Source organism: Novosphingobium marinum, assembly GCF_013408095.1.
In the GTDB taxonomy this organism is placed as follows: Bacteria; Pseudomonadota; Alphaproteobacteria; order Sphingomonadales; family Sphingomonadaceae; genus Novosphingobium; species Novosphingobium marinum.
In genome coordinates, this window is the sequence record NZ_JACBZF010000001.1 from 750,942 (window position 1) to 772,945 (window position 22,004).

Below are 22,004 nucleotides of genomic sequence, written 5' to 3' on the forward strand. Positions count from 1 at the left end.
AACAGGGTCTTTACCCGTTGCCGCTATTGCCGCTTGACCAAGTTTCGAGGGGAAGGGCTTGCCCGAACCGACCATGGCGGAAACGCACGAACGCCTACTGATGCTGATCGACGACGAGCCGGCCCAGTGCCGGCTGATCACGGCGCTCGCCTCGCGAGAGGGCTGGCGCACGCTCGTCGCCGGCGATCCCGAGACCGCGATCGCGATGCTCGGCACCCGCCAGGGGATGCAGCTCAACGCGATCATCCTCGACCAGTGGGTTCCCGGCGACGACGCCTGCAGCCTGATCGCCGAACTGAAGAGCCGCCGCCCCGCCCTTCCCATCCTGATGCTGACCACGAGCGCGTCGCCGCTTCTCGCGGTCGAGGCGATGCGCGCGGGCGCCACGGATTACCTCATCAAGCCGATCGCTCCCGACCGCCTGATGCAGGCCCTGCGCATGGCCACCACCCTCGAAGCGCCGCGCGACGAACTCGCACCGCTTACCGAGAAGATGCCGTCGAGCCCCGACTTCGAGGCGATGATCGGAGCGACCCCGACGTTTCGCGCTGCTCTCGCCGTCGCCGCGAAAGCCGCGCGTGGTCATTATCCGGTACTCGTCGAGGGCGAAAGCGGGACCGGCAAGGAAATGCTGGTGCGCGCGATGCATGCGGCAAGCCCGCGGGCCAAGGCTCCGCTGCGCATCGTCAACATCGGGTCGACGCCCGCGAATTCCGTCGAATCCGCGCTTTTCGGCCATGAAAAAGGCGCCTTTCCCGGTGCATTCGACCGCCAGATCGGGGCGTTGCAGAATTGCGACGGCGGCACGCTCGTAATCGACGAGATCGACCGACTTTCCATGGAAATGCAGGACCGGCTGCTCGAAGCGGTCCGCACCGGGCAGGTTCGACCGACCGGCGCGCGGCACAGCTTTCGCGTCGACGTACGCATCGTGGCGGCGAGCAACCTTCCGCTGAGCGACATGGTGGCGGGCGGGATCTTCCTGCCCGAACTGCACGAGGCGCTGGCCCACGTAACGGTTTCGCTTCCCGCGTTGCGCGAACGCACGGGCGACATCCCACCTCTCTCGCGACACTTCCTCGCCCGTATCGGAGAGCAGCCCGGCCTTCGCGAGCTCGGCATCACCGACGGAGCGCTTTCGCTGCTCTCGGCCTACGACTGGCCGGGCAATGTTCGCCAGTTGCAGGCGGTGCTGTTTCGCGCCGCGGTTTTCTGCGACGGCGATGCGCTGACCAGCCACGACTTTCCGCAGCTCATGGACATGATCGGAGCAGAACAGCCGCTTGCCGCGTCCGGCGGCCACGAGAGTTCGGGGGTGATGCTCTATACCGCGGACGGCAACCTGCGCCCCCTCGAGGAGATCGAGGCGGACGTGATCCGGCTGGCGATCGGCCTCTATCGCGGTCGCATGACCGAAGTCGCGCGCCGGCTCGGCATCGGTCGTTCGACGCTCTATCGCAAGCTCAGCGACCTCGGGATCGACAACGCGGCCTGATCAGCCTGTGATGTCGCCGGGCCCGACCTGCCAGAACTCTTCCCCGGAAACGCCGTGCAGGCGCTTGATCGTGCACAGCTTGTCGTCGCCTCGCCACAATTCGGCCGAGCGCCGCTTCGCTTCCTCGTGAGCGATTACCAGCGCCGAGCCCGCGTCCGTTGCGTCGAATTCCACTGTCTTCGGTCCGTCACCGTCATCAACGAATACAAGCCGGTATGTTTCTGTCATCGCGGTCCCTCTTACACGGCAAACAGCATGCAGCGACGCGAAGTCGCTGTCTTTAACCTTGGTGAACGCGGGGAGTTTTGCGCTGTTCCTTTCTGCAGCTAGTCGATGCGAGGGTGCTGGCGCGGGCCTTCGGGATGGAGATAGCGGTCGTCGAATTCGGCCAGTCTCGCCAGTCCTTCCCTGTCCTCTATCTCGACCATTCGCCCCTGGGTCCTGATCAGGCGCTCGCCGCGCATGTACTGGAGACTGCGGTTGACGTGGACGGCGCTCAACCCGGTCGCGTCGGCGATGTCCGCCTGGATCAGCTGGAGCGGAAAGCGCCTGCCGTCACCCTCCCCGATCTGGTTGTAGCGATGGGCCAGTTCCATCAGCAGGTGCGCGACCCGCTGGCGCGCCGACCGGCGCCCGACATTGAGAGTCCATTCGCGGAATATGGCTGCATCGACGAGAGTGTCGAACCAGAATGCCCGGGCGAGTTCCGGGTAGTCCGCTGCCAGGGCCAGTATGTCCGACGCAGCGACCGTCAGTATCGAGGTCGGGACGTGTGTTCGAACGCCGTGATCGGCGACCAGCAGCAGCGATGCGTGCAGATCGATCATGTCGCCGGGAAGGTGGAACGACAGGATCTGTCTGCCACCGTCGCGCATTGTCTTGTACCGGCTGACCAGTCCTTCCTCCACGAAGCTGCACCGGTCCACCGCATCGCCCTCGCGGATGAAATCCTGGTGCGAAGCCAGTTCGATGCGCTGCGCCCTGAGGCTGCAGAAAGCCACCTTCGTTTCCGGCGAAATCTCGCTTCGCTTCTCCAGTTTCGCGATGTAACCGTCGAGGGTGGGCTCATCGGAAAAGGCGGACATCGGTCGGTCTGCCATCAGCAGTTCCTCTCTCGCAGCTAAAAGCGGGAGCTAGAACAGGTCCCTCATCGCTTGGCTTCATGGGCCGCGAAGGGCGCAGGCTACACTATTCCACGATAAGAATTAACTTGGGTTAGTGTGATTTTTCACACAACCCGTTGAGCAGGCTGGAATTTGTGGCAATTCAGCCGGGCAGGTGTCCAAAATCGGTCAGCGCTGCGTCGCGCAGTCCACGCCACACATGGATTGCCTGCACGGTCTCGGCCACGTCGTGTACACGAAGGAGTTGCACGCCGGCCTCCATCGCGCTGACGGCGAGCGTTAGTGAGCCGCCGAGCCGCTTGTGCGCCGGCGCTTCGTTCGACAGCGCACCGATCATCCGCTTGCGGCTTGCCCCGATCAGGAGAGGCTGGCCGAGGGCATGGAACATCGCCAGCGCATTCACGAGCGCAAGGTTGTCGGCAAGCGACTTGCCGAACCCGATACCCGGATCGAGAATGATCTTGTCGCGCGCGATCCCCGCCGCGATTGCCGCATCGCGCCTGTCTCGCAGCCAGTCGAAAACGTCGAGCACCACGTCTTCGTAGTCCGCGCCGGCGTGGAGATCCTGCCCTTCGCCGGGCGCGTGCATCAGGACGACCGGCACATCGGCCCGTGCCGCGAGTTCGATGGAGCGCGGATCGTGGCGCAGCGCGGAAACGTCGTTGACGATGTGCGCCCCTGCCGCCAGCGCAGCTTCCATCACCGCCGGGCGCCGGGTGTCGACGCTGATCGCCGCGCCCATCGCCGACAGCCTCTCGATGGCGGGGATCACGCGCTTGAGCTCGTCCCCTTCCCAGACCGCTGCCGCGCCGGGCCGCGTGGACTCGCCGCCCACGTCGATGATCGCCGCGCCCGCTTCGAGCATCGAGGCCGCGTGCGCATTGGCGACATCGGGATCGTCGAGGAACTCGCCGCCATCGGAGAAACTGTCGGGCGTGACATTCAGGATGCCGAGAACCTGCGGCTGGTCGAGCCTGATCTTGCGCTCGCCACAGTCGAGAGGCGCATGAACCTGGCGAAAGGCCGCCCACTGCGCTTCGGCTTCGGCAGCCAGCAGATCGGGCAGCGCGCCAATCGCCTTGGCTATTTCGGCAACGCCCAGCCGCTTTCGGGACACCACCTTGCCGCCCTCGCGCACGATGAGTGCGAACCGGCTTGCCCAGACCATCGCGCCGCCGAGGCGGACCGCCTCGCCCTCCTCGCTTTGCGGGCTGTCGGCCAGCGCGATCGGCCGGATGTAGACGCGTGCGCTCAAGGTTCGGTAGCCAGGAGGTAGAGTTGCCTGATCGCATCGAGCGGCTTCGTCGCGCCCTCGTGCTCGAGGTGCCAGTATGTCCAGCCATTGCAGGATGGCGCGCCTTGCAGCTTGGCGCCGAGTCCGTGGATCGAACCGTCGGCACTGCCCGAAACGATCGAGCCGTCGGCGCGGACGGTTGCGACGTGACGTCGCTTCTTGTCGAACAGCGGCGTGCCCGCCCCGATCCACCCGGTCTCGACCAGCGTGCCGAATGCCACTCGCGGAGCGGCCTTGCGGCTCTGCATCGTCGTCAGCGCGCTCTCGTCGAGCGGGAGTGCCGCCTCGATCCGCTCCGTCGCGATGTCGCGGTATCTGGCTTCGCGCTCGCAACCGATCCACTCGCGCCCGAGCCGTTTTGCCACCGCTCCCGTCGTGCCTGTGCCGAAGAAGGGATCGAGTACGACGTCGCCCTTGTTGGTGGTCGCCAGCATCACGCGGTAGAGCAATGCCTCGGGCTTTTGCGTCGGGTGCGCCTTGACCCCCTCCTTGCGGAGCCGCTCCGGGCCTGCGCAGATCGGCAGCACCCAGTCGGAACGCATCTGAAGCTCGTCGTTCAGCGTCTTCATCGCGCGATAGTTGAAAGTATAGCGGGCCTTTTCGCCCATAGAGGCCCAGATGAGCGTCTCGTGCGCGTTGGTGAAACGCGTGCCCTTGAAGTTCGGCATCGGGTTCGACTTGCGCCAGACGACATCGTTGAGAATCCAGAAGCCCAGGTCCTGCAACTGCGCGCCGACGCGGAAGATGTTGTGATACGAGCCGATGACCCAGAGCGAACCGTTGGGTTTCAGGACGCGCCGCGCTTCGGTCAGCCAGTCCCGCGTGAAGGCATCGTATGACCCAAAGCTGTCGAACTTGTCCCAGGCGTCCGTGACCGCATCGACGTGGCTGCCGTCGGGCCGGTTGAGATCGCCGCCGAGCTGCAGGTTGTAGGGAGGATCGGCAAAGACCATGTCGACCGATGCCGACGGGAGCCCGCGCATCGCTTCAACGCAGTCTCCGCCCAGAATGGTGCCAAGCGGAAGCGGTGCACTCGCCTCCTTGCGCACCGCAGTCGCGCGCGCCCGTTCCCTCGCCAGTGTCTGACCCATGCCTGCCCGTTATCCCCTTGGTTATCCACAGGGTGATTCCTCGCGGACTCCGCGTCAAGCCGCGATGTCGCCGAATGCGTACGGGATCATGGTTAAGATCGTCTCAACCGCAGGAGAACGGAACGAGTCCCCTACTGCATCTGGTATTTTTGATCGCACCACCACCCCACATCCGGGGGTGTGACTCGAAGGACTCGCCCCCGGTCGAATATGGCGATCGCAAATTGCGGTGCGACATGTGCGGATCGCCCTGCTATCTCGCGCGGCAAATGCAGAAGGGGAAGCATAGTGGCACTCGAAGTCATCGGAGCGGGTCTCGGGAGGACGGCGACGTTTTCGCTCAAGTTCGCTCTCGAACATCTCGGGTTCGGCCCGTGCTACCATATGTCCGAAGTTTTCGCGCGGGCTCGTCGGGATGTTCCTCTCTGGATCGAGGCGTCGCAGGGCCGGGCGGACTGGGACGCCATTTTCGAGGGCTTTCGCTCGACGACCGACTATCCGGCATGCACGTACTGGCGCGAACTGTCCGGAAAGTACCCGGCTGCGAAATTCATTCTCACCACGCGAGATCCGGATAGCTGGTTCGATTCCGTGAGCGAGACCATTTTCGCCGAGCGCATGCTCGCCTCGATCGCGGGAACCCCGATCGAGACGATGCTGAACGGAACCATATTCGCGCATTTCGATGGCGATATCCGTGACCGGGCCTTCATGACCGACTGGTTCGTGCGCCGTAACCGCGAAGTCGTCGATATGCTTCCACCCGAGCGGCTGCTGCTTTTCCATCCCAAGGACGGATGGGAACCTTTGTGCGAGTTCCTGGGAGTGCCGGTTCCGCCGGAGCAGTTCCCTCGCGTCAACAGCCGGGACGAACTCGGGAGCGCCTCAGACAAGGAGGGCGGCATCCCCCAGGATCCCGAAGCGGCGGAACGGTTCGGCCGCGCCTATATCGACCAGTTGAAAACCAAGGCCTTCGCCTAGCTTTCACCAGCTACGTTCAAAGCGGCATCTGCAACTGCGCGACCGGCGCGAAGCTGCGGCGGTGGTGCGGCGTCGGACCGTGCCGGCGCAGCGCCTCCAGATGCTCGGGCGTGCCGTATCCGGCGTTGCGCTCCCAACCGAAATGCGGATGCGTAACCGCAAGCGCTCGCATGAGCCGGTCGCGATGCTCCTTGGCGATGATCGAGGCCGCCGAAATGCACGGTTCGATCGCATCGCCGCCGACGATCGCCCGCGCGCGCCACCGCCAGTCCGCACAACGACCTGCCGGGGTAAGGTTCCCGTCGACGAGGACTTCGAGCGGCTCGCATCCGGAGCTTGTGCAGATGGCGGCGACGGCCCGCGTCATGGCCAGCATCGTCGCACCGAAAATGTTGAGCCGGTCGATTTCGTCGACTTCGACGACACCGACCGCCCATCTGCAGCGACGCTTGATCCGCTCTTCCAGAACGGCGCGCTGCGAACGGTTGAGCTTCTTGGAATCGTCGAGCCCGACCGGGCGCGGCTTGCACAGGATGACCGCTGCGGCCACGACAGGGCCTGCCAGCGGCCCACGTCCCGCCTCGTCGACGCCGATCACCGGCACGTCGAAGCCTGCGGCACCAAGTCCGCTCCCGTGCATTAGATGCGTCATGCGAAAACCATCTCTTCTGACCGCCTTATCGCCCCTCGCCTTCGTCCTCGCAAGCTGCGGAGGCGCCGCCACAGGGGATAACGTTGCCAATGCGCAGCCCTCGAAAACGTCGGAAAACGAGGGCGATCCCTGGGTAAAGCAAGAGGTTGCCACGTTCGACGAGCCATGGGCCCTCGCCCTCGACGAAGGCTCCGGCGTTCTGTTCGTCACCGAGAAAAAGGGCAACATCCGGTTCGTGCGTCCCGATGGCCGCATCGGCACGGTCAGCGGGGTGCCGCGGGTCGATTACGGAGGCCAGGGAGGCCTCGGCGATTTCATCTTCGGGCCGGAACCGTCGGGCGCCACGCTCGACCGCCGCCGTGTCTACCTCAGCTGGGCCGAAGCCGGCGACGGCAACACGCGCGGCGCTGCGGTCGGGCGCGCCGACCTCGTTTGCAGCGAAGAGCTCTCCTGCGAGCTGGAAAATCTCGAGGTGATCTGGCGCCAGCAGCCGAAGGTTACCGGACGCGGGCACTACTCGCATCGCCTGGCGTTCTCGCCGGACGGCGAACATCTGTTCATAGCCTCGGGAGACCGCCAGAAGCAGCAACCGGCGCAGGACCTCTCGAACAACCTCGGCACCGTACTTCGGCTGCTTCCAGACGGAACGCCCGCGCCGGGCAACCCCTTCGCGGATCGGGGCGGCGTTTCGGCGGAAATCTGGTCCTACGGCCATCGCAATATTCTGGGACTGGAATTCGATACCCAGGGCCGCCTGTGGGCGCTCGAGCACGGGCCGAAGGGCGGCGACGAACTCAACCTCGTCGAGAAGGGAGCGAACTACGGCTGGCCCGTCGTCTCGAACGGTGTCCATTACGATGGTCGCAATATTCCCGATCACTCGGCGCGGCCAAAATTCGAGACGCCTGCGACAAGCTGGGACCCCGTGATCGCACCCGGCGACATGGTGTTCTACGATGGCAACCTGTTTCCCGAGTGGAAAGGACAGGCAATCATCGCAGCGATGAAGCCCGCAGGCATCGTGCGCGTCGCGATCGACGGCGAGGATGCCCGTGAGGCGGCGCGCTACCCGACCGAACATCGCATCCGCGCGGTGGCGCAGGACAGCGATGGCGCGATCTGGATCGTCGAGGACGGGAAGAACGTCAGTCCGGCCAGTCTCTACAAGCTGACACCGTCGCAAAGGTAAATCCTGTCGACAAGCGCGCGCGGCGGCCCTATCGGCGCGCGCCTATGGCCGAAGCCACGCTCATCCCGCTCGACAATGTCGATCCCGTCCTCGTCGAGGAACTGCTAGACCGCGCCTTCGGTCCCGACCGCCATGGGCGAACCGCCTATGCCGTGCGCGAAGGAATGGACTGGCTGCCGGCGCTCAGCTTCGCGGCACTCGACGAGAACGACATGCTCGTGGGCACGATCCAGTGCTGGCCGGTCGCGCTGACCGACACGACCGCGCGCGCACACCCGATGATCATGGTCGGCCCGGTCGCCGTGCTGCCGGAGGTGCAACGGATCGGCTATGGTCAGGCGCTAATGGCGGCAAGCATCGGCAGCATGTCGGAACAGGCCTCGCTGCCGCTGGTGATGATCGGGGACGCCTCGTACTACGGCCGGTTCTGGGGTTTCGGCAGCGCGCATACCGGAGGCTGGACGCTGCCCGGCCCGTGGGACCCGGCGCGCCTCCTTGTCCGGTGCGACAATCCGGCCGTGCTTCCGCGCGAGGGTTCGCTCGGCCCTTGGCGAGGCTGATGCGATCTGGCAACGCTGTCGCATGCCGTACGAGCCGCCGCCAGAATTGCAGGAACTGACACTGACCGAGGTCGCCGAACTCGTCGCGGCGCGCAAGCTGCCGCCGGTCGAGCAATGGCAACCCGAAAATACCGGTGACAGTCACATGCGCATCGCAGCCGACGGGCGCTGGTTTCACGACGGTTCGGAAGTGAAGCGCCCGGCAATGGTGCGTGCCTTCGCGTCGTTGCTGATGCGCGACAATACCGGGCAGCACTGGCTGGTGATGCCCTACCAGAAGCTTTCGATCGAGGTCGAGGATGCCGCCTTCATCGCCACCGACGTAAAGCGCGATGGCGACGGACTCGTCTTCCGCCTCAATACCGACGACCTGGTGATCGCCGGCCCCGACAATCCGGTTCGAGCCAAGGGCGATCCGGACACGCCGGCAATCTACGTCACCGTCCGCCACGGGTGCGAAGCCCGGCTCAACCGCAGCACCTACGCCCAGCTTGCCGAAATGGCGCTCGAAAGCGACGACTTGTCGGTGAGCAGCAAAGGCGCGGAATTCTCGCTCGTTCCGGCGGGATGAGCGCGCTTTTCCAACGCGTCGCGCACCTTTTCGAAGAGGGCCACCGGCGCGAGGTTTCCGACCTCGTGACCGATCCGCGCCGGCGCGAGGGCGAGCCCGTACGCGATGCCGCCGTTCTCATTGCCATCACGGAGCGTGAGGAGCCGGGCTTCCTGCTGCTCCACCGACCCTCGAACATGCGCTCGCATCCGGGACAGGTCGCCTTTCCCGGCGGCAAGATCGATCCGGGCGAGGATGCGCTGCAGGCCGCGCTGCGCGAGGCGAACGAGGAACTGGGCATCGAGGCGCGCGACGTCAGCATCGTGGGTATCAGCGACGAGCTTCTCACCGGATCCGGCTACCGCGTGACGCCGGTCATCGGGACGATCAGGCCCGACATCGAGATCAGGCCCAATCCCGCCGAAGTCGCGCAATGGTTCGAAGCACCCGTCGATTTCGCCCTCGACCCCGCAAACCACAAGGAATGCCGCGGACGTTTCGGCGGCCGGGAATACACCTATCTCGAGATGTACTGGGAAAACCACCGGATCTGGGGCGTGACCGCCGCGATCATCTCGAACCTTGCGAAGCGGTTGCGCTGGCATGGCTGAGCGGCTTCCCGATGCGCCATGGACCGCACGCGGCGACCTTGCCGCGCTCGTGGATGCGCTCGGCCCCGGAAACGCGCGGTACGTTGGCGGTGCGGTGCGCGACACGCTGCTCGGCCTGCCGGTCAAGGACATCGATGTCGCGACCCCTCTCCGGCCCGAAGAGGTCATAGCCCGCCTCGATACTGCCGATATCCGCAATGTACCGACCGGGATCGAGCACGGCACCGTCACCGCGGTGCTCGAAGGGGGGCCGGTCGAGATCACCACGCTCCGCCTTGACGTCAGCACCGATGGCAGGCGCGCGACGGTGGCCTTCGCGACCGACTGGCGCGAGGATGCCGCACGACGCGACTTCACGATCAACGCGCTTTACGCCGATCCCGTGACGCATGAGATCTTCGACTGGTTCGGCGGTCTTGCCGACCTCGATGCACGGCGGGTCCGGTTCATCGGCGACGCGCGGACGCGCATCCGCGAAGATCACCTGCGTATCCTGCGATACTTCAGGTTTCAGGCCAGGTTCGGCTCTCAACCTGCTGATGCCGAGTCGGAAAATGCCTGCGCCGAACTTGCCGCAACGCTCAAGGGCCTGTCGCGCGAGCGGATCGGGATGGAGACCATGAATCTCCTCGCCCTGCCCGACCCCGCCCCGACGGTGGAGCGCATGGCAGAACTCGGCGTGCTCGACGAATTCCTGCCCGAAGCCGATCCGATTTCGCTCCGCGCTCTCATCAGCCAGGAGGCTTGCCAGGACGTGCCGCCCGACCCGCTGCGCCGCCTCGCCCTCATGCTTCCCGCCGATACCGGCATCGCCGAGCAGGTCGCGGCAAGGTTTCGCCTGTCGGGCAAGCAGAAGAAACGCCTTGCCCTGGCCGCTGCCCGCAACGGCAAGCCCGGCGATGCGCGCGCCCTCGCCTATCGCCTGGGCCGCGAGGAAGCCATCGACCGGCTGCTTGCGAGCGGATCCGATATTTCTCCGATAACCGACTGGGAACTACCGGTTTTCCCGATCAAGGGCGGCGAAATCGTGGCGCGCGGCGTGAAAGCCGGCCCCGAAGTCGCTCGCATTCTCCGGCGAGTGGAGGACCGTTGGATCGCCGAAGGTTTTCCCGACGAAGACCGTGCGCACGAACTCCTCGAACGGACGCTCGCGGAATGATGCCGGTCAGCGCAGGGCAAGCTTGGCGATGCTAGAAGGGCCTTGATGGAATTTTCCGAAATCCTTGCTTTTCTTACCGAACAGCCCCTGCTCGCGCTGGCGATGGTGGCGATATTCGTGACCACGCTCGGCGGGATGATCCGCGGTTCGATGCCCTTCGCGGGCCGCTTCCTGCGCGGCGTCGGCAATCTCGGCTTGCTCGCCGCGCTGCTGCTGACCATCGCGCAGGTCACGCGCTTCACCACCGGCAGCGACCTTGCACTGCCGCAACTCGGGATGCCTGAGCAGACGGTCGAGGGCGCGGAGACGCGCGTCGACATGCATCGCGACGGGCACTTCTGGCTGCAGGCGAACGTCAACGGCGTGCCGCGCCGGTTCCTTGTCGATACCGGAGCGACCCTGACCGCGATTTCGCCGCAGACCGCGCAGGATGCGCGCGTTCCTGCGCGGGCGATGCGACAGACCGTCCTGATGCGTACGGCCAACGGACAGGTCAGGGCCGAGCTTGCCTCGATCGGTGAATTGCAGTTCGGCAACATCGTCGCGCGCGATCTCGATGCGGTCGTCGCGCCGGGCCTCGGCGAGACGAACGTGCTCGGCATGAACTTCCTCTCGCGGCTTGCAAGCTGGCGGGTCGAGGGTAGGACTCTAATTCTCGTGCCCAACAATCCGCAGCCGGTCGGGGACGAGATCTAGAACCGGTTGTCGCGCGGAAAGCCCTGCGGCGGCAGCCGGCCGGCGGCGCCGCGCGCGACTTTCCAGAGCATCATGTCCTTCTCGGTTCGTGTGCGGCCGCTGTCGCCGCCCATCGCCCAGCTGAGGCCTTCCTCGAGCTTCAAGGTGGTGGCATCAGCGAGGCCGCCATCGCGATAGCGCTGCAGTGTTACGCCCTGCCCCTTGGCCATGACGGGCAATTCCTCGAGGCTGAAGACGACCAGCTTGCGGTTTTCGCCGACCACGGCAACGTGATCGTGCTCGGGGGGAATCTCGCGCACCACGGCAAGCCTGACGCCCGGCCTGGTGGTGACGACCGCCCTGCCCTTGCGCGTTTCCGCAAGCAGTTCGTCCGACTGGGCGGCGAAGCCCTTGCCCGTGCTCGAAGCGAGAAGCAGTTGCAGCTTCGAACGATGCACCACGACCGCAACGATCTGCGCGGCGGGATCGATGTCGACCATCGTGCGGATCGGCTCTCCGAAACCGCGCGCGCCAGGCAGCTTGTCCGCTCCGAGAGTATAGAACCGCCCGTTGTCGCACGCGAACAGCAGCTTGTCCGTCGTCTGAGCGTGAAGCGCGAAGGCCGGGCCGTCGCCTTCCTTGAACTTGAATTCGCCGTCGAGCGGGACGTGGCCCCTGGCCGCCTTGATCCATCCGCGCTGCGACAGGATGACGGTGACCGGCTCCTTCTCGATCATCGCATCCATGCTGAATTCGACCGCCGGTTCGGCTTCCGCGATGGTCGTCCGGCGGCGGCCGAGCGCGGTATCCTCGGCGTAATCCTTGCGCAGCGACTTCAGGTCGCGCTTCAGCCGCGTGCGCTGGCGCGCCGGGCTTTCGAGCAGCTTCTGCAGCTCTTCCTGTTCGGCGAGGAGGTCGTCGCGCTCCTTGCGCAGTTCCATTTCCTCGAGCTTGCGCAGCGAGCGCAGCCGCATGTTGAGGATCGCCTCGGCCTGTCTGTCGGTCAGCCCGAATTCGGCCATCATCACGGGCTTGGGCTCATCCTCGGTCCGGATGATCTCGATGATCCGGTCGAGGTTGAGGAAGGCGATGATATAGCCTTCGAGCAGTTCGAGCCGCGCCGCGATCTTGTCGAGCCGGTGGCGGGTACGGCGAAGCAGGATGTCGATCTGGCTGTAGATCCACTCCTGCAAAAGCAGCTTGAGACCGAGGACGCCCGGCGTGCGATGCGCGTCGAGCACGTTGAGGTTGAGCGAGAAGCGGCTCTCGAGGTCGGTCAGCCGGTACAGGCTTTCCTTGAGCAATTCGGGATCGACGTTGCGGCTCTTGGGCAGGAGGACGATGCGGATGTCCTCCTCGCTCTCGTCGCGCACATCCTCGAGGATCGGCAGCTTGCGGTCGGCAATCAGGCCGGCGATCTGCTCGATCAGCTTGCCCTTGGGCAGCATGTAAGGGATTTCGGAAAGGACAAGCTGCCACTGGCCGCCGCCGAGTTTCTCGATGCCAGTTTCTTCCCACTCGCCCGCTTCGCCGCGGCCGGTCGAGAAGCGCCCGCGCATCCGGAAGGCGCCCTTGCCGGTTTCGTATGCGGCGGAAATCGCCTCCGGGCTGTCGACGATCAGGCCGCCGGTCGCGAAGTCGGGTCCCTTGAACACGTCCATGAGTTCGCGGTGCTCGGTCGCGGGATTGTCGATCAGCAGCAGGGTCGCGTCGATGACCTCGGCCACGTTGTGGCTCGGGATCGACGTAGCCATGCCCACGGCGATGCCGGTAGCCCCATTGGCAAGCAGGTTCGGGAACAGGCCGGGGAAGATCTCGGGCTCTTCCTCCTCGCCATTGTAGGTCGCGATGAAGTCGACCGTGCCTTCGTCCAGCCCGGCCATGAGCTGGATCGCCGTCTTCGTCAGCCGCGCTTCGGTATAGCGGTAGGCCGCGGCATTATCGCCGTCGATATTGCCGAAGTTGCCTTGCCCCTCGACCAGCGGATAGCGCAGCGAGAAGTCCTGTGCGAGGCGGACCATGGCATCGTAGACCGACGCATCGCCGTGCGGGTGGTACTTGCCGATCACGTCGCCGACGACCCGCGCGGATTTCTTGAAGGCGCTGGCCGGATCGAGCTTGAGCTGGCGCATCGCCCACAGCAGGCGGCGGTGTACGGGCTTCAAGCCATCGCGCAGGTCCGGGAGCGAGCGGGCAGTGATCGTCGAGAGCGCATAGACGAGGTAGCGCTCGGAAAGCGCAGCGTCGAAAGGTGCATCGACAATGGCGTCGAAGGGATCGGATTCGTCGTCTGTTGCGGTGACCATGGTTCGGTCGCCCTAGCAATGCGCCGGGCCGTGCGGAACTGCCGGAACCGAACTTTTCCGCCGTTTGTTATCTCCTTGAACCATCAATCGAAGGAGACAGGAACATGGCACGCAAGGTGCTTATCATCGCGACCGACGGCTTCGAACAGTCGGAACTCATCGAGCCGCGCAAGAACCTGCAGGAAGCAGGTTTCGAGACTCTCGTCGCCAGTCCGGAGAGCGGCGAGATCAAGGGGTGGGACAAGGCCGACTGGGGCAAAAGCGTCAAGGTGGACATGACGCTCGACAGCGTCAACGCGAGCGATTTCGATGCGCTCGTCCTCCCCAGCGGCCAGATCAATCCCGACAAGCTCAGGCTTGAGGAAAAGGCGGTCTCGCTCGTGCGTGAGTTCGCCAGTAGCGGCAAGCCGGTCGCCGCAATCTGCCACGGTCCGTGGCTGCTTGTCGAAGCCGATGTCGTAAAGGGCAGGACGGTCACGAGCTGGCCGTCGGTACGCACCGATTTGCGCAATGCGGGCGCCAACGTCGTGGACAAGGAAGTCTCGGTAGACGGCAACCTCATCACCAGTCGCAATCCGGACGACATTCCGGCGTTTTCGAAGGCGTTGATCGAGGCACTGCAGGACTCGACGGTCGCCGCCTGATCCGGCTATGCGTTCCCGGCTATCGCACCTGCATGTCGTGCGAGATGCCGGGAATGCGCACTTCCATCCCGTCCATCTCGGTGGTCAGCTCGATTTGGCAGGACAGGCGGCTCGTGCCCGTGACGCCGGCGGCGAGGTCGAGCATGTCCTCTTCCTCCTCGCGCGCCTCGGGCAGCCTTGCAAACCACGCCTGGTCGAGGATGACGTGACAGGTAGAGCAGGCCATCTGCCCCTCGCACGTTCCCTCGAGCGGCATCCCGGCGTTCTGGGCGACCTGCAACAGCACTTCGCCCGCGTTCGCCTCGGCAATGATGCGTTCGTTGTCACGCGTAATGAAAACGATCGAAACCAACAGTCTCAGACTCCCTGCGCCGCCGCTGCGGCATCAATTCGAGCGCAGGCATCCTCGATCTCCCGCAACATAGTATATCTACCAAATCCCAGACGGATAGAGCATTTCGCCTGCCGGTCGCCCAGGCCGAGTGCACGCAGGACGTGACTGGTCCTGCCCGAACCGCTGGCGCAGGCCGATCCGGCGGAGAAGGCGATGTCGCGAAGCTCGGACATCAGCCGCGCCACGTCGAGCCCGTGCAGGCGGAGATTGAGGTTCCCGCACCAACGCTCCACCGGTGAGCCGTTTAGCGTCCAGCGCGAGAGGATATCGCGTGCCTTCCCGGCCAGCATGGCGATATGGTCCGCGTCGTCCTGCATTCGTTCGCGGGCCAGTTGCGCCGCCGCTCCGAATCCTGCGCAAAGGGCCGGACTGAGCGTACCAGAGCGCAAGTCCTGCTCCTGTCCTCCCCCGTAGATCAGCGGGCGAAGCTCGACCCCGTCGCGTATCCACAGGCAGCCGATGCCCTTGGGCCCGTGCAGCTTGTGCGCCGACAGAGCGATCATGTCGGCCTGCGCAGGTGGCGCAAGCTTGCCTGCACCCTGTACCGCATCGCACAGGAAAAGCGCGCCGGCATCGCGGGCAGCGGCGGCCAGCGCATCGACGGGCTGGATCGTCCCGATCTCGTTGTTCACCTGCATCACCGCGACCAGTCCCGTGCCCGGTGCAATGGCCGCATCCGCATCGACCAGTCCTTGCGGGCTTACCGGGATGACATCGCAACGATCGACACAGGCTTTTGCAGTATCGAGCACCGCGGAATGTTCGATGGCCGAAACGGCCACACGTCGCACACCGCTTCCCCGGACCGCAAGGTTCAGCGCCTCGGTGGCGCAGCCGGTGAACACGACCGTGCCCCCCGGCGGAAGCAGCGACGCCACCTGTTCGCGCGCCGCTTCGACGGCGGCGGCGGCAGCGCGGCCGGGTCGGTGCGGGCTGTGCGGATTGGCGAAGCCCTGCGCCTCCGGTCCGGCTAACCAGGGCAGCATTGCATCGCGCGCCTCGGGCGCGAGCGGGGTTGTCGCCTGATAGTCGAGGTAGATCACGCCGCTGCCCGCCTGCCCGCTGCGATGTCTTTCCACGTTTCGAGGAAGCGGGCGATGTCGTCCTCCCCGGTTTCCCGGCCGATGCTGACGCGGATGGTCTCGGACGCCGAATTCCCGTCAATCCCCATCGCTGCGAGCACGTGGCTCGTCCTGAGCGAGCCGGAACTGCAGGCGCTGCCCGCCGAAACCGCGATGCCCGCAGCATCGAAGCGGATAAGCTGGACCGCCGCCGCCATTCCCGGCATGCGGATCGCGCCGATCGTGGGTATGCGCTCCGCATCGCTTGCCACGACCTCTCCGCCGAGCGGGACGACTTCACGTTCCAGCAGTTGCCGCAACCGCCCTGCCTCGTCCATCCACTCCGACCCGGCTTCGAGCGCGGCGGCCATCGCCATCGCTCCGGGCAGGTTCTCGGTCCCTGCGCGATAGCCGCGCTCCTGCCCGCCGGAGGGCTTCAGCATCGCCCCGTCGCGCACCAGCAGCGCGCCGATCCCGATCGGACCGCCGAACTTGTGCGCCGAAAGCGCGATCATGTCCGCATCGGGAAGCGCGGTCTTGCCTGCGGATTGCGAGCAGTCGGCAAGCAACAGTCCTCCGGTTGCCCGGACGGTATCGGCGATCCCGGCGACGGGCTGGAGCACGCCCGTTTCGCTGTTCGCGTGCTGGACGGCAACAAGGCCGCCCGTAGCCGCTGCCTCGGGATCGACCCGTCCGCACGCATCGACCGGCAAGCGCCTGACGCCTTCCGCATGGCGCAGCACCGCATCGTGCTCGACGGGGGAGACGGCGGACAGGTTGAGGCTGCAGCGCTCGACTGCGATGGCGATGGCCTCGCTCGCCCCGGACACGAAGACGACTTCGCCCGTCCAGCCAAGGCTCTCGGCCATCCGTCGGCGCGCATCCTCCAGCGCCGCACGCGCCTTGCGACCGGAGGCATGCGGGCTCGAGGGATTGGCCCAGATCGCGAAGCCTTCGGCCATCGCGGCGCGCGCTTCGGGGAGTATCGGCGTCGTCGCCGCGTGATCGAGATATGTGCTGATTTCATCCATTGTTCAAAATGTTGTTTTTAACGCGCGTGAATCTATATAGCGGTCGGTCCCCGTATCCTACCTGCAGCCGCGAAGATGCAACGTCGTCACGGGCGCAGGGAGCACATTTCGCCAAGTGAGCCAGCAATGCCGTCAGTCATATTTCCCGGTCCAGAAGGCCGCCTCGAAGGCCGTTTCCAGCCCGGACCGCGTCCCCGCGCACCCGTTGCCATGATCCTGCACCCGCATCCGCAGGCGGGCGGGACCATGAACGACCGGATTACCCAGCATCTCTACAAGACCTTCGTCAACCGTGGATTCGCGACCCTGCGATTCAATTTCCGCGGTGTGGGACGCAGCCAGGGAAGCTTCGACAACGGCATCGGCGAGCTTTCGGATGCCGCCTCGGCGCTCGACTGGGTGCAATCGATCCACGCCGAAGCTTCGACCACCTGGATCGCTGGCTACAGCTTCGGTGCCCTCATCGGCATGCAGTTGCTGATGCGCAGGCCCGAGATTCGCGGCTTCATCTCGATCGCGCCGCCCGCGAACATGTACGATTTCAGCTTCCTGGCGCCCTGCCCGGCTTCGGGCATCATCATCCAGGGTTCCGCCGACACGGTCGTCACTCCCAATGCCGTCCAGAAGCTGGTCGACAAGCTGCGGACCCAGAAGCACATCACGATCCACCATGACGTGATTCCGCGCGCGAACCATTTCTTCGAGAATGAGAACGAGGACCTGATGAAGTCCGTCGACAACTACCTCGACATGCGACTCTCGCCCGACTGCCCGATCAAGTAATCACTCGCGCAGGTCCTGTCCCAGCGGAGCCGTGCCGTCCGAATCGGGCACGGTCCAGATCGCGACATTGGCGGCGATGACCGCCGCGAGCACGAGCATCAGGACAGCCTGCCGCCGTGCGCCGCGCCTGGTCCAAAGGTACCAGGCGCCAAGGATGAGCGCGAAGAAGGTGAGGACCATCAGCGAGAGCACGGTGGGCAGCAAGGCGTGACCTTTCGGACTGCGGCGGGGATTTGGCTGATCGTCTTTGCATGGCAGCGCCACCTGACCAAGAGGACCGACGCGACGATTACGCGATCCTGAAACTTTCCTGCCTGCCGCTTCGCGATTTCGTGTGTTTGCGGACAGGAATTGGCGCATTCCGACAGGATCGCAAGGTTTGACTTGCCGCACGCTGCCGGTCACTCTCCCGCCATGACCCACTCCGCAATTTCGCGCCGCTCGGCGCTCAAGTCAGCCCTCGTCGGCGGGACCTTCCTCGCCCTGCCCGCCTGCGTTCGCGAACCCATCGCCTCGGCCGCGCGGACAGATTCGCCCGATGCCCTGCTGGAAAGCGCGGCCTGGCGGCTGCTCCGGCTAAAGCCGGAAGGCGCGACCGTCCTCGGCATCGATACAGGCGAGCATTCGGACCTGCGCTATCATCTCGAGGATCGGTCGCCGGCCGGCGTTGCCGCGACCGAGACGTTGCTCAAGGCCGATCTGGCGCGGGTAGAAGCTATCGACGCGAGTGCGGCCGATCCGACCACGCGGACCAGCCTCGAAGTAGTGAAGAGTGCCTACGGCGTCGCGCTGGCGGGATTTGCCCAGCCCTACGGCGATGTCGCTGTCGGCGGCTGGCGCAACACGCCTTACGTCGTGATCCAGAACGTCGGAGCTTACCTCGACACGCCGCGCTTCCTCGATTCGGACCTCCCGGTGCGCGATGCTGCCGACGCCGAGGCTTATCTCTCGCGGCTCTCGGAGATGCCGGGACAGCTCGACGGCGAACTCGCCCGGGTGCGCAGCGCCGCCGAATACGGCCTCGTACCGCCCGATTTCCTGCTCGACCGCACGATCGCGCAGATGGAAGCCGCGATTGCCGACGCGCGCGGCGGCGGGGCGCTCGTCGAATCGCTGGTCGACCGTACCGCCAACATACCCGGCGACTGGGGGCCGCGCGCCGGGCGCATCGCCATCGGCGAAGTCGCGCCCGCGATGGGCCGCCAGCTCGCAGAACTGCGCAGGCTGCGTTCCCGCGCGACCTCGGCGCCCGGCATGGGCGAGCGACCGGGCGGCGACGAATTCTACCGGTGGGCCCTGCGCGCGGCGACGACCACGACACTGGCACCCGACCAGATTCACGAGCTCGGCCTCGAGGAACTGGAAGCCCTCCACGCACGCATGGACCCGATCCTCACTTCGCTTGGCTACACCGGCGGCAGCGTCGGCGAAAGGATGACCGCGATCGGCCAGGACCCGCAGTTCATGTTCCCCGCGGGCGATCCCGGACGACAGGAAATACTCGGCTTCATTCGCGACCGGATCGACTGGATCAAGGCGCAGATGCCGCGCGCTTTCCGCCGGCTCGCCACCGGAAACGTCGAAGTACGCCGCCTGCCCCTCGCCGAGGAGCCCGGCGCGCCCACCGCCTACGGAGGCGCGGGGTCCATCGACGGATCGATCCCCGGCAAGATGTGGATCAACCTTCGCACGACCGACCTTCACCGGAAATACGACCTGCCCACGCTGGTCCACCACGAATCGATTCCGGGCCACGTCTGGCAGGGCGAGTATTCGAACCAGCTCCCGCTGATCCGCTCGATTCTCTCGTTCAGTGCCTACACCGAGGGGTGGGCGCTATACGGCGAGCAGCTCGCCGACGAGCTCGGCGCTTACGACGACGATCCGGTCGGTCGCCTCGGCTGCCTGCAGGCGCTGTCGTTCCGGGCATGCAGAATGGTCGTCGATACCGGGCTCCATGCGAAAGGCTGGCCGCGCGAAAGGGCCATCCGTTTCTTCATGGAAAGAAACGGCAACAAGCGAGAGGAGGTCGTCAACGAAGTCGACCGCTACTGCTCGTGGCCGGGACAGGCCTGCGGCTACAAGATGGGGCACAGCGAAATCCTGCGCCAGCGAGCGCGCGCAAGGGCGGCACTTGGCGAGGCCTACGATCTGCGCGATTTCGACCAGGCGGTCGTGGACGGGGGCAATGTACCGCTCGACGTTCTCGAGAAGAATGTGGAGCGGTACATTGGCAGCGCATCGGGCTGAGGACCAGCCTCGCCCGTTATTTCTTGCCGAACATTCCCGAAGCCATTCCGGCGATATCGTCGAGCGGGTTCCCGTCGCCGTCGCGATCTAGCATGTCGAGGATGCCGGCAGCCTGCGGGTTGTCCTGCAGCATTCGCGCGAATTCGCCGAGCGAGCCTTCGCCCCCGATATGCCTCACGATCTGCGATACGATGCCGCTGTCGAGCCCGGTCCTGGCGGAGGCAAGCTCCACCGTATCGCCGGGCTGCTGGTGCGCCATTCCCAGCGCCGCCACGGCCTTCCGGGCCATCGCGGGATCGATGCCCACCTTTTCGGCAAGGTTCACGAGGTCCGGGCTGTCCCCTGCCTGACCCAGCATGGATTCGATAAGCGACATGCGTGCATCTCCTTCCTGATGTCAGGAAGGATCATGCACCCATTTCGATGACAGGAAAATGGCTCAGGCGCTGGCGGGCGCGGCGTTGCGGACGCCTTCGTCGACGTGGGCTTCGAACTGGCCGAAGTTGTCGATGAACTTGCGTACCAGGGCCTGCGCCGTCTTGTCGTACTCGGCGGGATCGGCCCAGGCGCTGCGCTGGTCGAGCAGGTTGTCGTCGACACCCGGCACCGACACGGGGACCTCGAAGCCGAAGTTCGGATCCTCGCGGAACTGGACGTCGTTGAGGCTCCCGTCGAGAGCGGCGTTGAGCAGCGCGCGGGTTGCCTGGATCGGCATGCGCTTGATGCCGTCGGTGGTCGCCTTGCCGCCAAACCAGCCGGTGTTAACCAGCCAGCACTTCACGTTGCCCCTGGCGATGCGTTCCTTGAGGAGGTTGCCGTAGACCGAAGGGTGGCGCGGCATGAAGGGCGCGCCGAAGCAGGTCGAGAATGTCGCCTGTGGCTCGGTGACGCCGATCTCGGTGCCCGCGACCTTGGCAGTATAGCCCGACAGGAAGTGGTACATCGCCTGGTCGGGCGAAAGACGCGCGATCGGGGGCAGCACGCCGAACGCGTCGGCCGTCAGCATGATGACGTTGCGCGGCACGGGGCCAAGGTTGTCGTCAGACGAATTCGGGATGAAGTCGATCGGATACGCGCCGCGCGAATTCTCGGCGAGCGAGTTGTCGTCGAAATCGAGTTCGCGGGTCTCTGGGTCGATGACCACGTTTTCCAGCACGGTGCCGAAGCGGCGGGTCGTGGCATAGATTTCCGGCTCCGCTTCCTCGGAAAGCCGGATCATCTTGGCGTAGCAGCCACCCTCGAAGTTGAAGACGGCGGTATCGGACCAGCCATGCTCGTCGTCGCCGATCAGCGTGCGGCTCGCATCGGCGGACAGCGTCGTCTTGCCGGTGCCCGACAGGCCGAAGAACACCGCCGTATCGCCCTGCGGGCCGATGTTGGCAGAGCAGTGCATCGGCATCACGCCCTTCTGCGGCAGCAGGTAGTTGAGGATGCCGAAGACGCTCTTCTTCATCTCGCCGGCGTAGGACGTGCCGCCGATGAGGATCAGCTTTTCGGAGAAGTTGACCGCGATCACCGTCTCGCTGCGCGAACCGTGCCGTTCGGGATCGGCGACGAAATCGGGCAGGTCGATGATCGTGTACTCGGGCACGAACCCGTCGAGTTCGCTTGCGGTCGGACGCACGAGCAGGGTGCGGATGAACAGGTTGTGCCAGGCAAGCTGGTTGATGACGCGCACCCTGACGCGATGTTCGGGCTGCGACCCGCCGAACAGGTCCGCCACGTAAAGCGTTTCCTTCTCGGCGACGGCCTTGAGGAAGTCTTCCTTGAGCGCGGCGAAATGCCCGGGCGTCATGGGCACATTGACATCGCCCCACCAGACGCTGTCCTCGGTCTCGGCATCGCGGACGATGAACTTGTCCTTGGCCGAGCGGCCCGTGTGCTTGCCGGTTTCGACAACGAGCGGACCATCCTTGGCGAGAACGCCCTCGCCATTGCGGATCGCATGCTCGACGAGCGGCGCCGTGCCGAGATTGGCATGGATCGTAGCGCGCGTTTCGATGCCCTGGCTTGCGAGCGAATGGCTGAGCGAAGAAGTCAAGGAGCGTCTCCAGTAGGGCCGGCGGACCGCTGTCATGGTCGGCCGGCACAGGATGTGAATTTCTTGCAAGAATCGAGGGGGCGCATAGTCGACGGGCCACCTTTCGTCAAATT

Annotated in this window: 23 protein-coding genes; 11 read left to right on the forward strand and 12 right to left on the reverse strand. The window is 65.2% G+C overall.

Annotated features, from left to right (window positions below):
* Nucleotides 1-73: 73 nt before the first annotated feature.
* Nucleotides 74-1,495: a sigma-54-dependent transcriptional regulator gene (locus FHS75_RS03555; RefSeq protein WP_179406561.1), complete on the forward strand. Its 1,422-nt coding sequence runs from the start codon at nt 74-76 to the stop codon at nt 1,493-1,495.
* On the opposite strand, the gene FHS75_RS03560 is transcribed toward FHS75_RS03555, so the two are convergent.
* The 4 genes from FHS75_RS03560 to FHS75_RS03575 all read right to left on the reverse strand — a co-directional run bounded on the left by FHS75_RS03560 (nt 1,496) and on the right by FHS75_RS03575 (nt 5,004).
* Nucleotides 1,496-1,723 (reverse strand): hypothetical protein, encoded by a 228-nt coding sequence (locus FHS75_RS03560; protein WP_179406323.1) that lies wholly within the window; start codon nt 1,721-1,723, stop codon nt 1,496-1,498.
* Nucleotides 1,724-1,821: 98 nt separating this feature from the next.
* Entirely contained in the window at nt 1,822-2,595 is a 774-nt protein-coding gene (locus FHS75_RS03565) for a Crp/Fnr family transcriptional regulator (protein WP_179406324.1), read from the reverse strand.
* Nucleotides 2,596-2,761: 166 nt separating this feature from the next.
* Entirely contained in the window at nt 2,762-3,874 is a 1,113-nt protein-coding gene (gene folP, locus FHS75_RS03570; protein ID WP_179406325.1) for a dihydropteroate synthase, read from the reverse strand.
* Nucleotides 3,871-5,004, reverse strand: a complete 1,134-nt coding sequence (locus FHS75_RS03575) for a site-specific DNA-methyltransferase (RefSeq protein WP_179406326.1) — start codon at nt 5,002-5,004, stop codon at nt 3,871-3,873. Before FHS75_RS03575 ends, folP begins: the two co-directional genes overlap by 4 nt.
* A gap of 288 nt (nt 5,005-5,292) precedes the next feature.
* Between FHS75_RS03575 and FHS75_RS03580 the strand changes: the two genes are divergently transcribed.
* The gene (locus FHS75_RS03580) at nt 5,293-5,985 is read left to right on the forward strand and encodes a sulfotransferase family protein (protein ID WP_179406327.1); all 693 of its coding nucleotides are present in this window, start codon (nt 5,293-5,295) and stop codon (nt 5,983-5,985) included.
* 16 nt (nt 5,986-6,001) lie between these two features.
* On the opposite strand, the gene FHS75_RS03585 is transcribed toward FHS75_RS03580, so the two are convergent.
* A complete protein-coding gene (locus FHS75_RS03585; protein WP_229735477.1) occupies nt 6,002-6,637 on the reverse strand; it encodes a ribonuclease HII in 636 nt (211 codons plus the stop codon).
* On the opposite strand from FHS75_RS03585, the gene FHS75_RS03590 reads away from it, so the two are divergent.
* From FHS75_RS03590 to FHS75_RS03615, 6 genes are read left to right on the forward strand one after another with little or no spacing between them, the layout of a single operon-like run.
* Complete coding sequence (locus FHS75_RS03590; protein WP_179406328.1) at nt 6,636-7,826, forward strand: PQQ-dependent sugar dehydrogenase; 1,191 nt, start codon at nt 6,636-6,638, stop codon at nt 7,824-7,826. The two genes, FHS75_RS03585 and FHS75_RS03590, sit on opposite strands and share 2 nt — an antisense overlap.
* Before the next feature lie 44 nt (nt 7,827-7,870).
* Nucleotides 7,871-8,386, forward strand: coding sequence for a GNAT family N-acetyltransferase (locus tag FHS75_RS03595; RefSeq protein ID WP_179406329.1), 516 nt, complete (start codon nt 7,871-7,873; stop codon nt 8,384-8,386).
* A 22-nt stretch (nt 8,387-8,408) separates the two neighbouring features.
* The gene (locus tag FHS75_RS03600) at nt 8,409-8,957 is read left to right on the forward strand and encodes a DUF1285 domain-containing protein (protein ID WP_179406330.1); all 549 of its coding nucleotides are present in this window, start codon (nt 8,409-8,411) and stop codon (nt 8,955-8,957) included.
* A complete protein-coding gene (locus tag FHS75_RS03605; protein ID WP_179406331.1) occupies nt 8,954-9,547 on the forward strand; it encodes a CoA pyrophosphatase in 594 nt (197 codons plus the stop codon). Before FHS75_RS03600 ends, FHS75_RS03605 begins: the two co-directional genes overlap by 4 nt.
* A complete protein-coding gene (locus FHS75_RS03610; protein WP_179406332.1) occupies nt 9,540-10,706 on the forward strand; it encodes a CCA tRNA nucleotidyltransferase in 1,167 nt (388 codons plus the stop codon). Before FHS75_RS03605 ends, FHS75_RS03610 begins: the two co-directional genes overlap by 8 nt.
* A 45-nt stretch (nt 10,707-10,751) precedes the next feature.
* Nucleotides 10,752-11,402: a retropepsin-like aspartic protease family protein gene (locus tag FHS75_RS03615; RefSeq protein WP_179406333.1), complete on the forward strand. Its 651-nt coding sequence runs from the start codon at nt 10,752-10,754 to the stop codon at nt 11,400-11,402.
* Here FHS75_RS03615 and parC read toward each other — a convergent pair.
* Entirely contained in the window at nt 11,399-13,687 is a 2,289-nt protein-coding gene (gene parC, locus FHS75_RS03620) for a DNA topoisomerase IV subunit A (RefSeq protein ID WP_179406334.1), read from the reverse strand. The genes FHS75_RS03615 and parC overlap by 4 nt on opposite strands.
* A 104-nt stretch (nt 13,688-13,791) precedes the next feature.
* Here parC and FHS75_RS03625 point away from each other — a divergent pair, with 104 nt between their 5' ends.
* The gene (locus tag FHS75_RS03625) at nt 13,792-14,331 is read left to right on the forward strand and encodes a type 1 glutamine amidotransferase domain-containing protein (RefSeq protein WP_179406335.1); all 540 of its coding nucleotides are present in this window, start codon (nt 13,792-13,794) and stop codon (nt 14,329-14,331) included.
* Nucleotides 14,332-14,350: 19 nt separating this feature from the next.
* Here the strand turns inward: FHS75_RS03625 and FHS75_RS03630 are convergent, their stop codons facing one another.
* Genes FHS75_RS03630 through FHS75_RS03640 form a run of 3 tightly spaced genes read right to left on the reverse strand, consistent with a single transcriptional unit; the run spans nt 14,351 to nt 16,817 of the window.
* On the reverse strand, nt 14,351-14,683 hold the full coding sequence (locus tag FHS75_RS03630; protein ID WP_179406336.1) for a 2Fe-2S iron-sulfur cluster-binding protein: 333 nt from the start codon (nt 14,681-14,683) through the stop codon (nt 14,351-14,353).
* A 5-nt stretch (nt 14,684-14,688) separates the two neighbouring features.
* Complete coding sequence (locus tag FHS75_RS03635; RefSeq protein WP_179406563.1) at nt 14,689-15,768, reverse strand: cysteine desulfurase family protein; 1,080 nt, start codon at nt 15,766-15,768, stop codon at nt 14,689-14,691.
* A complete protein-coding gene (locus FHS75_RS03640; RefSeq protein ID WP_179406337.1) occupies nt 15,765-16,817 on the reverse strand; it encodes a cysteine desulfurase family protein in 1,053 nt (350 codons plus the stop codon). The genes FHS75_RS03635 and FHS75_RS03640 overlap by 4 nt, the downstream gene beginning before the upstream one ends.
* Before the next feature lie 126 nt (nt 16,818-16,943).
* On the opposite strand from FHS75_RS03640, the gene FHS75_RS03645 reads away from it, so the two are divergent.
* Nucleotides 16,944-17,600 carry an alpha/beta hydrolase gene (locus FHS75_RS03645; RefSeq protein WP_179406338.1) on the forward strand — a complete coding sequence of 219 codons (657 nt, stop codon included), beginning with the start codon at nt 16,944-16,946 and terminating at the stop codon, nt 17,598-17,600.
* On the opposite strand, the gene FHS75_RS03650 is transcribed toward FHS75_RS03645, so the two are convergent.
* Nucleotides 17,601-17,804, reverse strand: a complete 204-nt coding sequence (locus FHS75_RS03650; RefSeq protein WP_373284966.1) for a hypothetical protein — start codon at nt 17,802-17,804, stop codon at nt 17,601-17,603. It abuts the gene before it with no gap.
* A 210-nt stretch (nt 17,805-18,014) separates the two neighbouring features.
* On the opposite strand from FHS75_RS03650, the gene FHS75_RS03655 reads away from it, so the two are divergent.
* Complete coding sequence (locus FHS75_RS03655; protein ID WP_179406339.1) at nt 18,015-19,850, forward strand: DUF885 domain-containing protein; 1,836 nt, start codon at nt 18,015-18,017, stop codon at nt 19,848-19,850.
* Between the two features lie 16 nt (nt 19,851-19,866).
* Here the strand turns inward: FHS75_RS03655 and FHS75_RS03660 are convergent, their stop codons facing one another.
* Together FHS75_RS03660 and FHS75_RS03665 are read right to left on the reverse strand one after the other, a co-directional pair.
* Complete coding sequence (locus tag FHS75_RS03660; protein ID WP_179406340.1) at nt 19,867-20,226, reverse strand: hypothetical protein; 360 nt, start codon at nt 20,224-20,226, stop codon at nt 19,867-19,869.
* A gap of 63 nt (nt 20,227-20,289) precedes the next feature.
* On the reverse strand, nt 20,290-21,927 hold the full coding sequence (locus FHS75_RS03665; protein ID WP_179406341.1) for a phosphoenolpyruvate carboxykinase: 1,638 nt from the start codon (nt 21,925-21,927) through the stop codon (nt 20,290-20,292).
* Nucleotides 21,928-22,004: the final 77 nt, after the last annotated feature.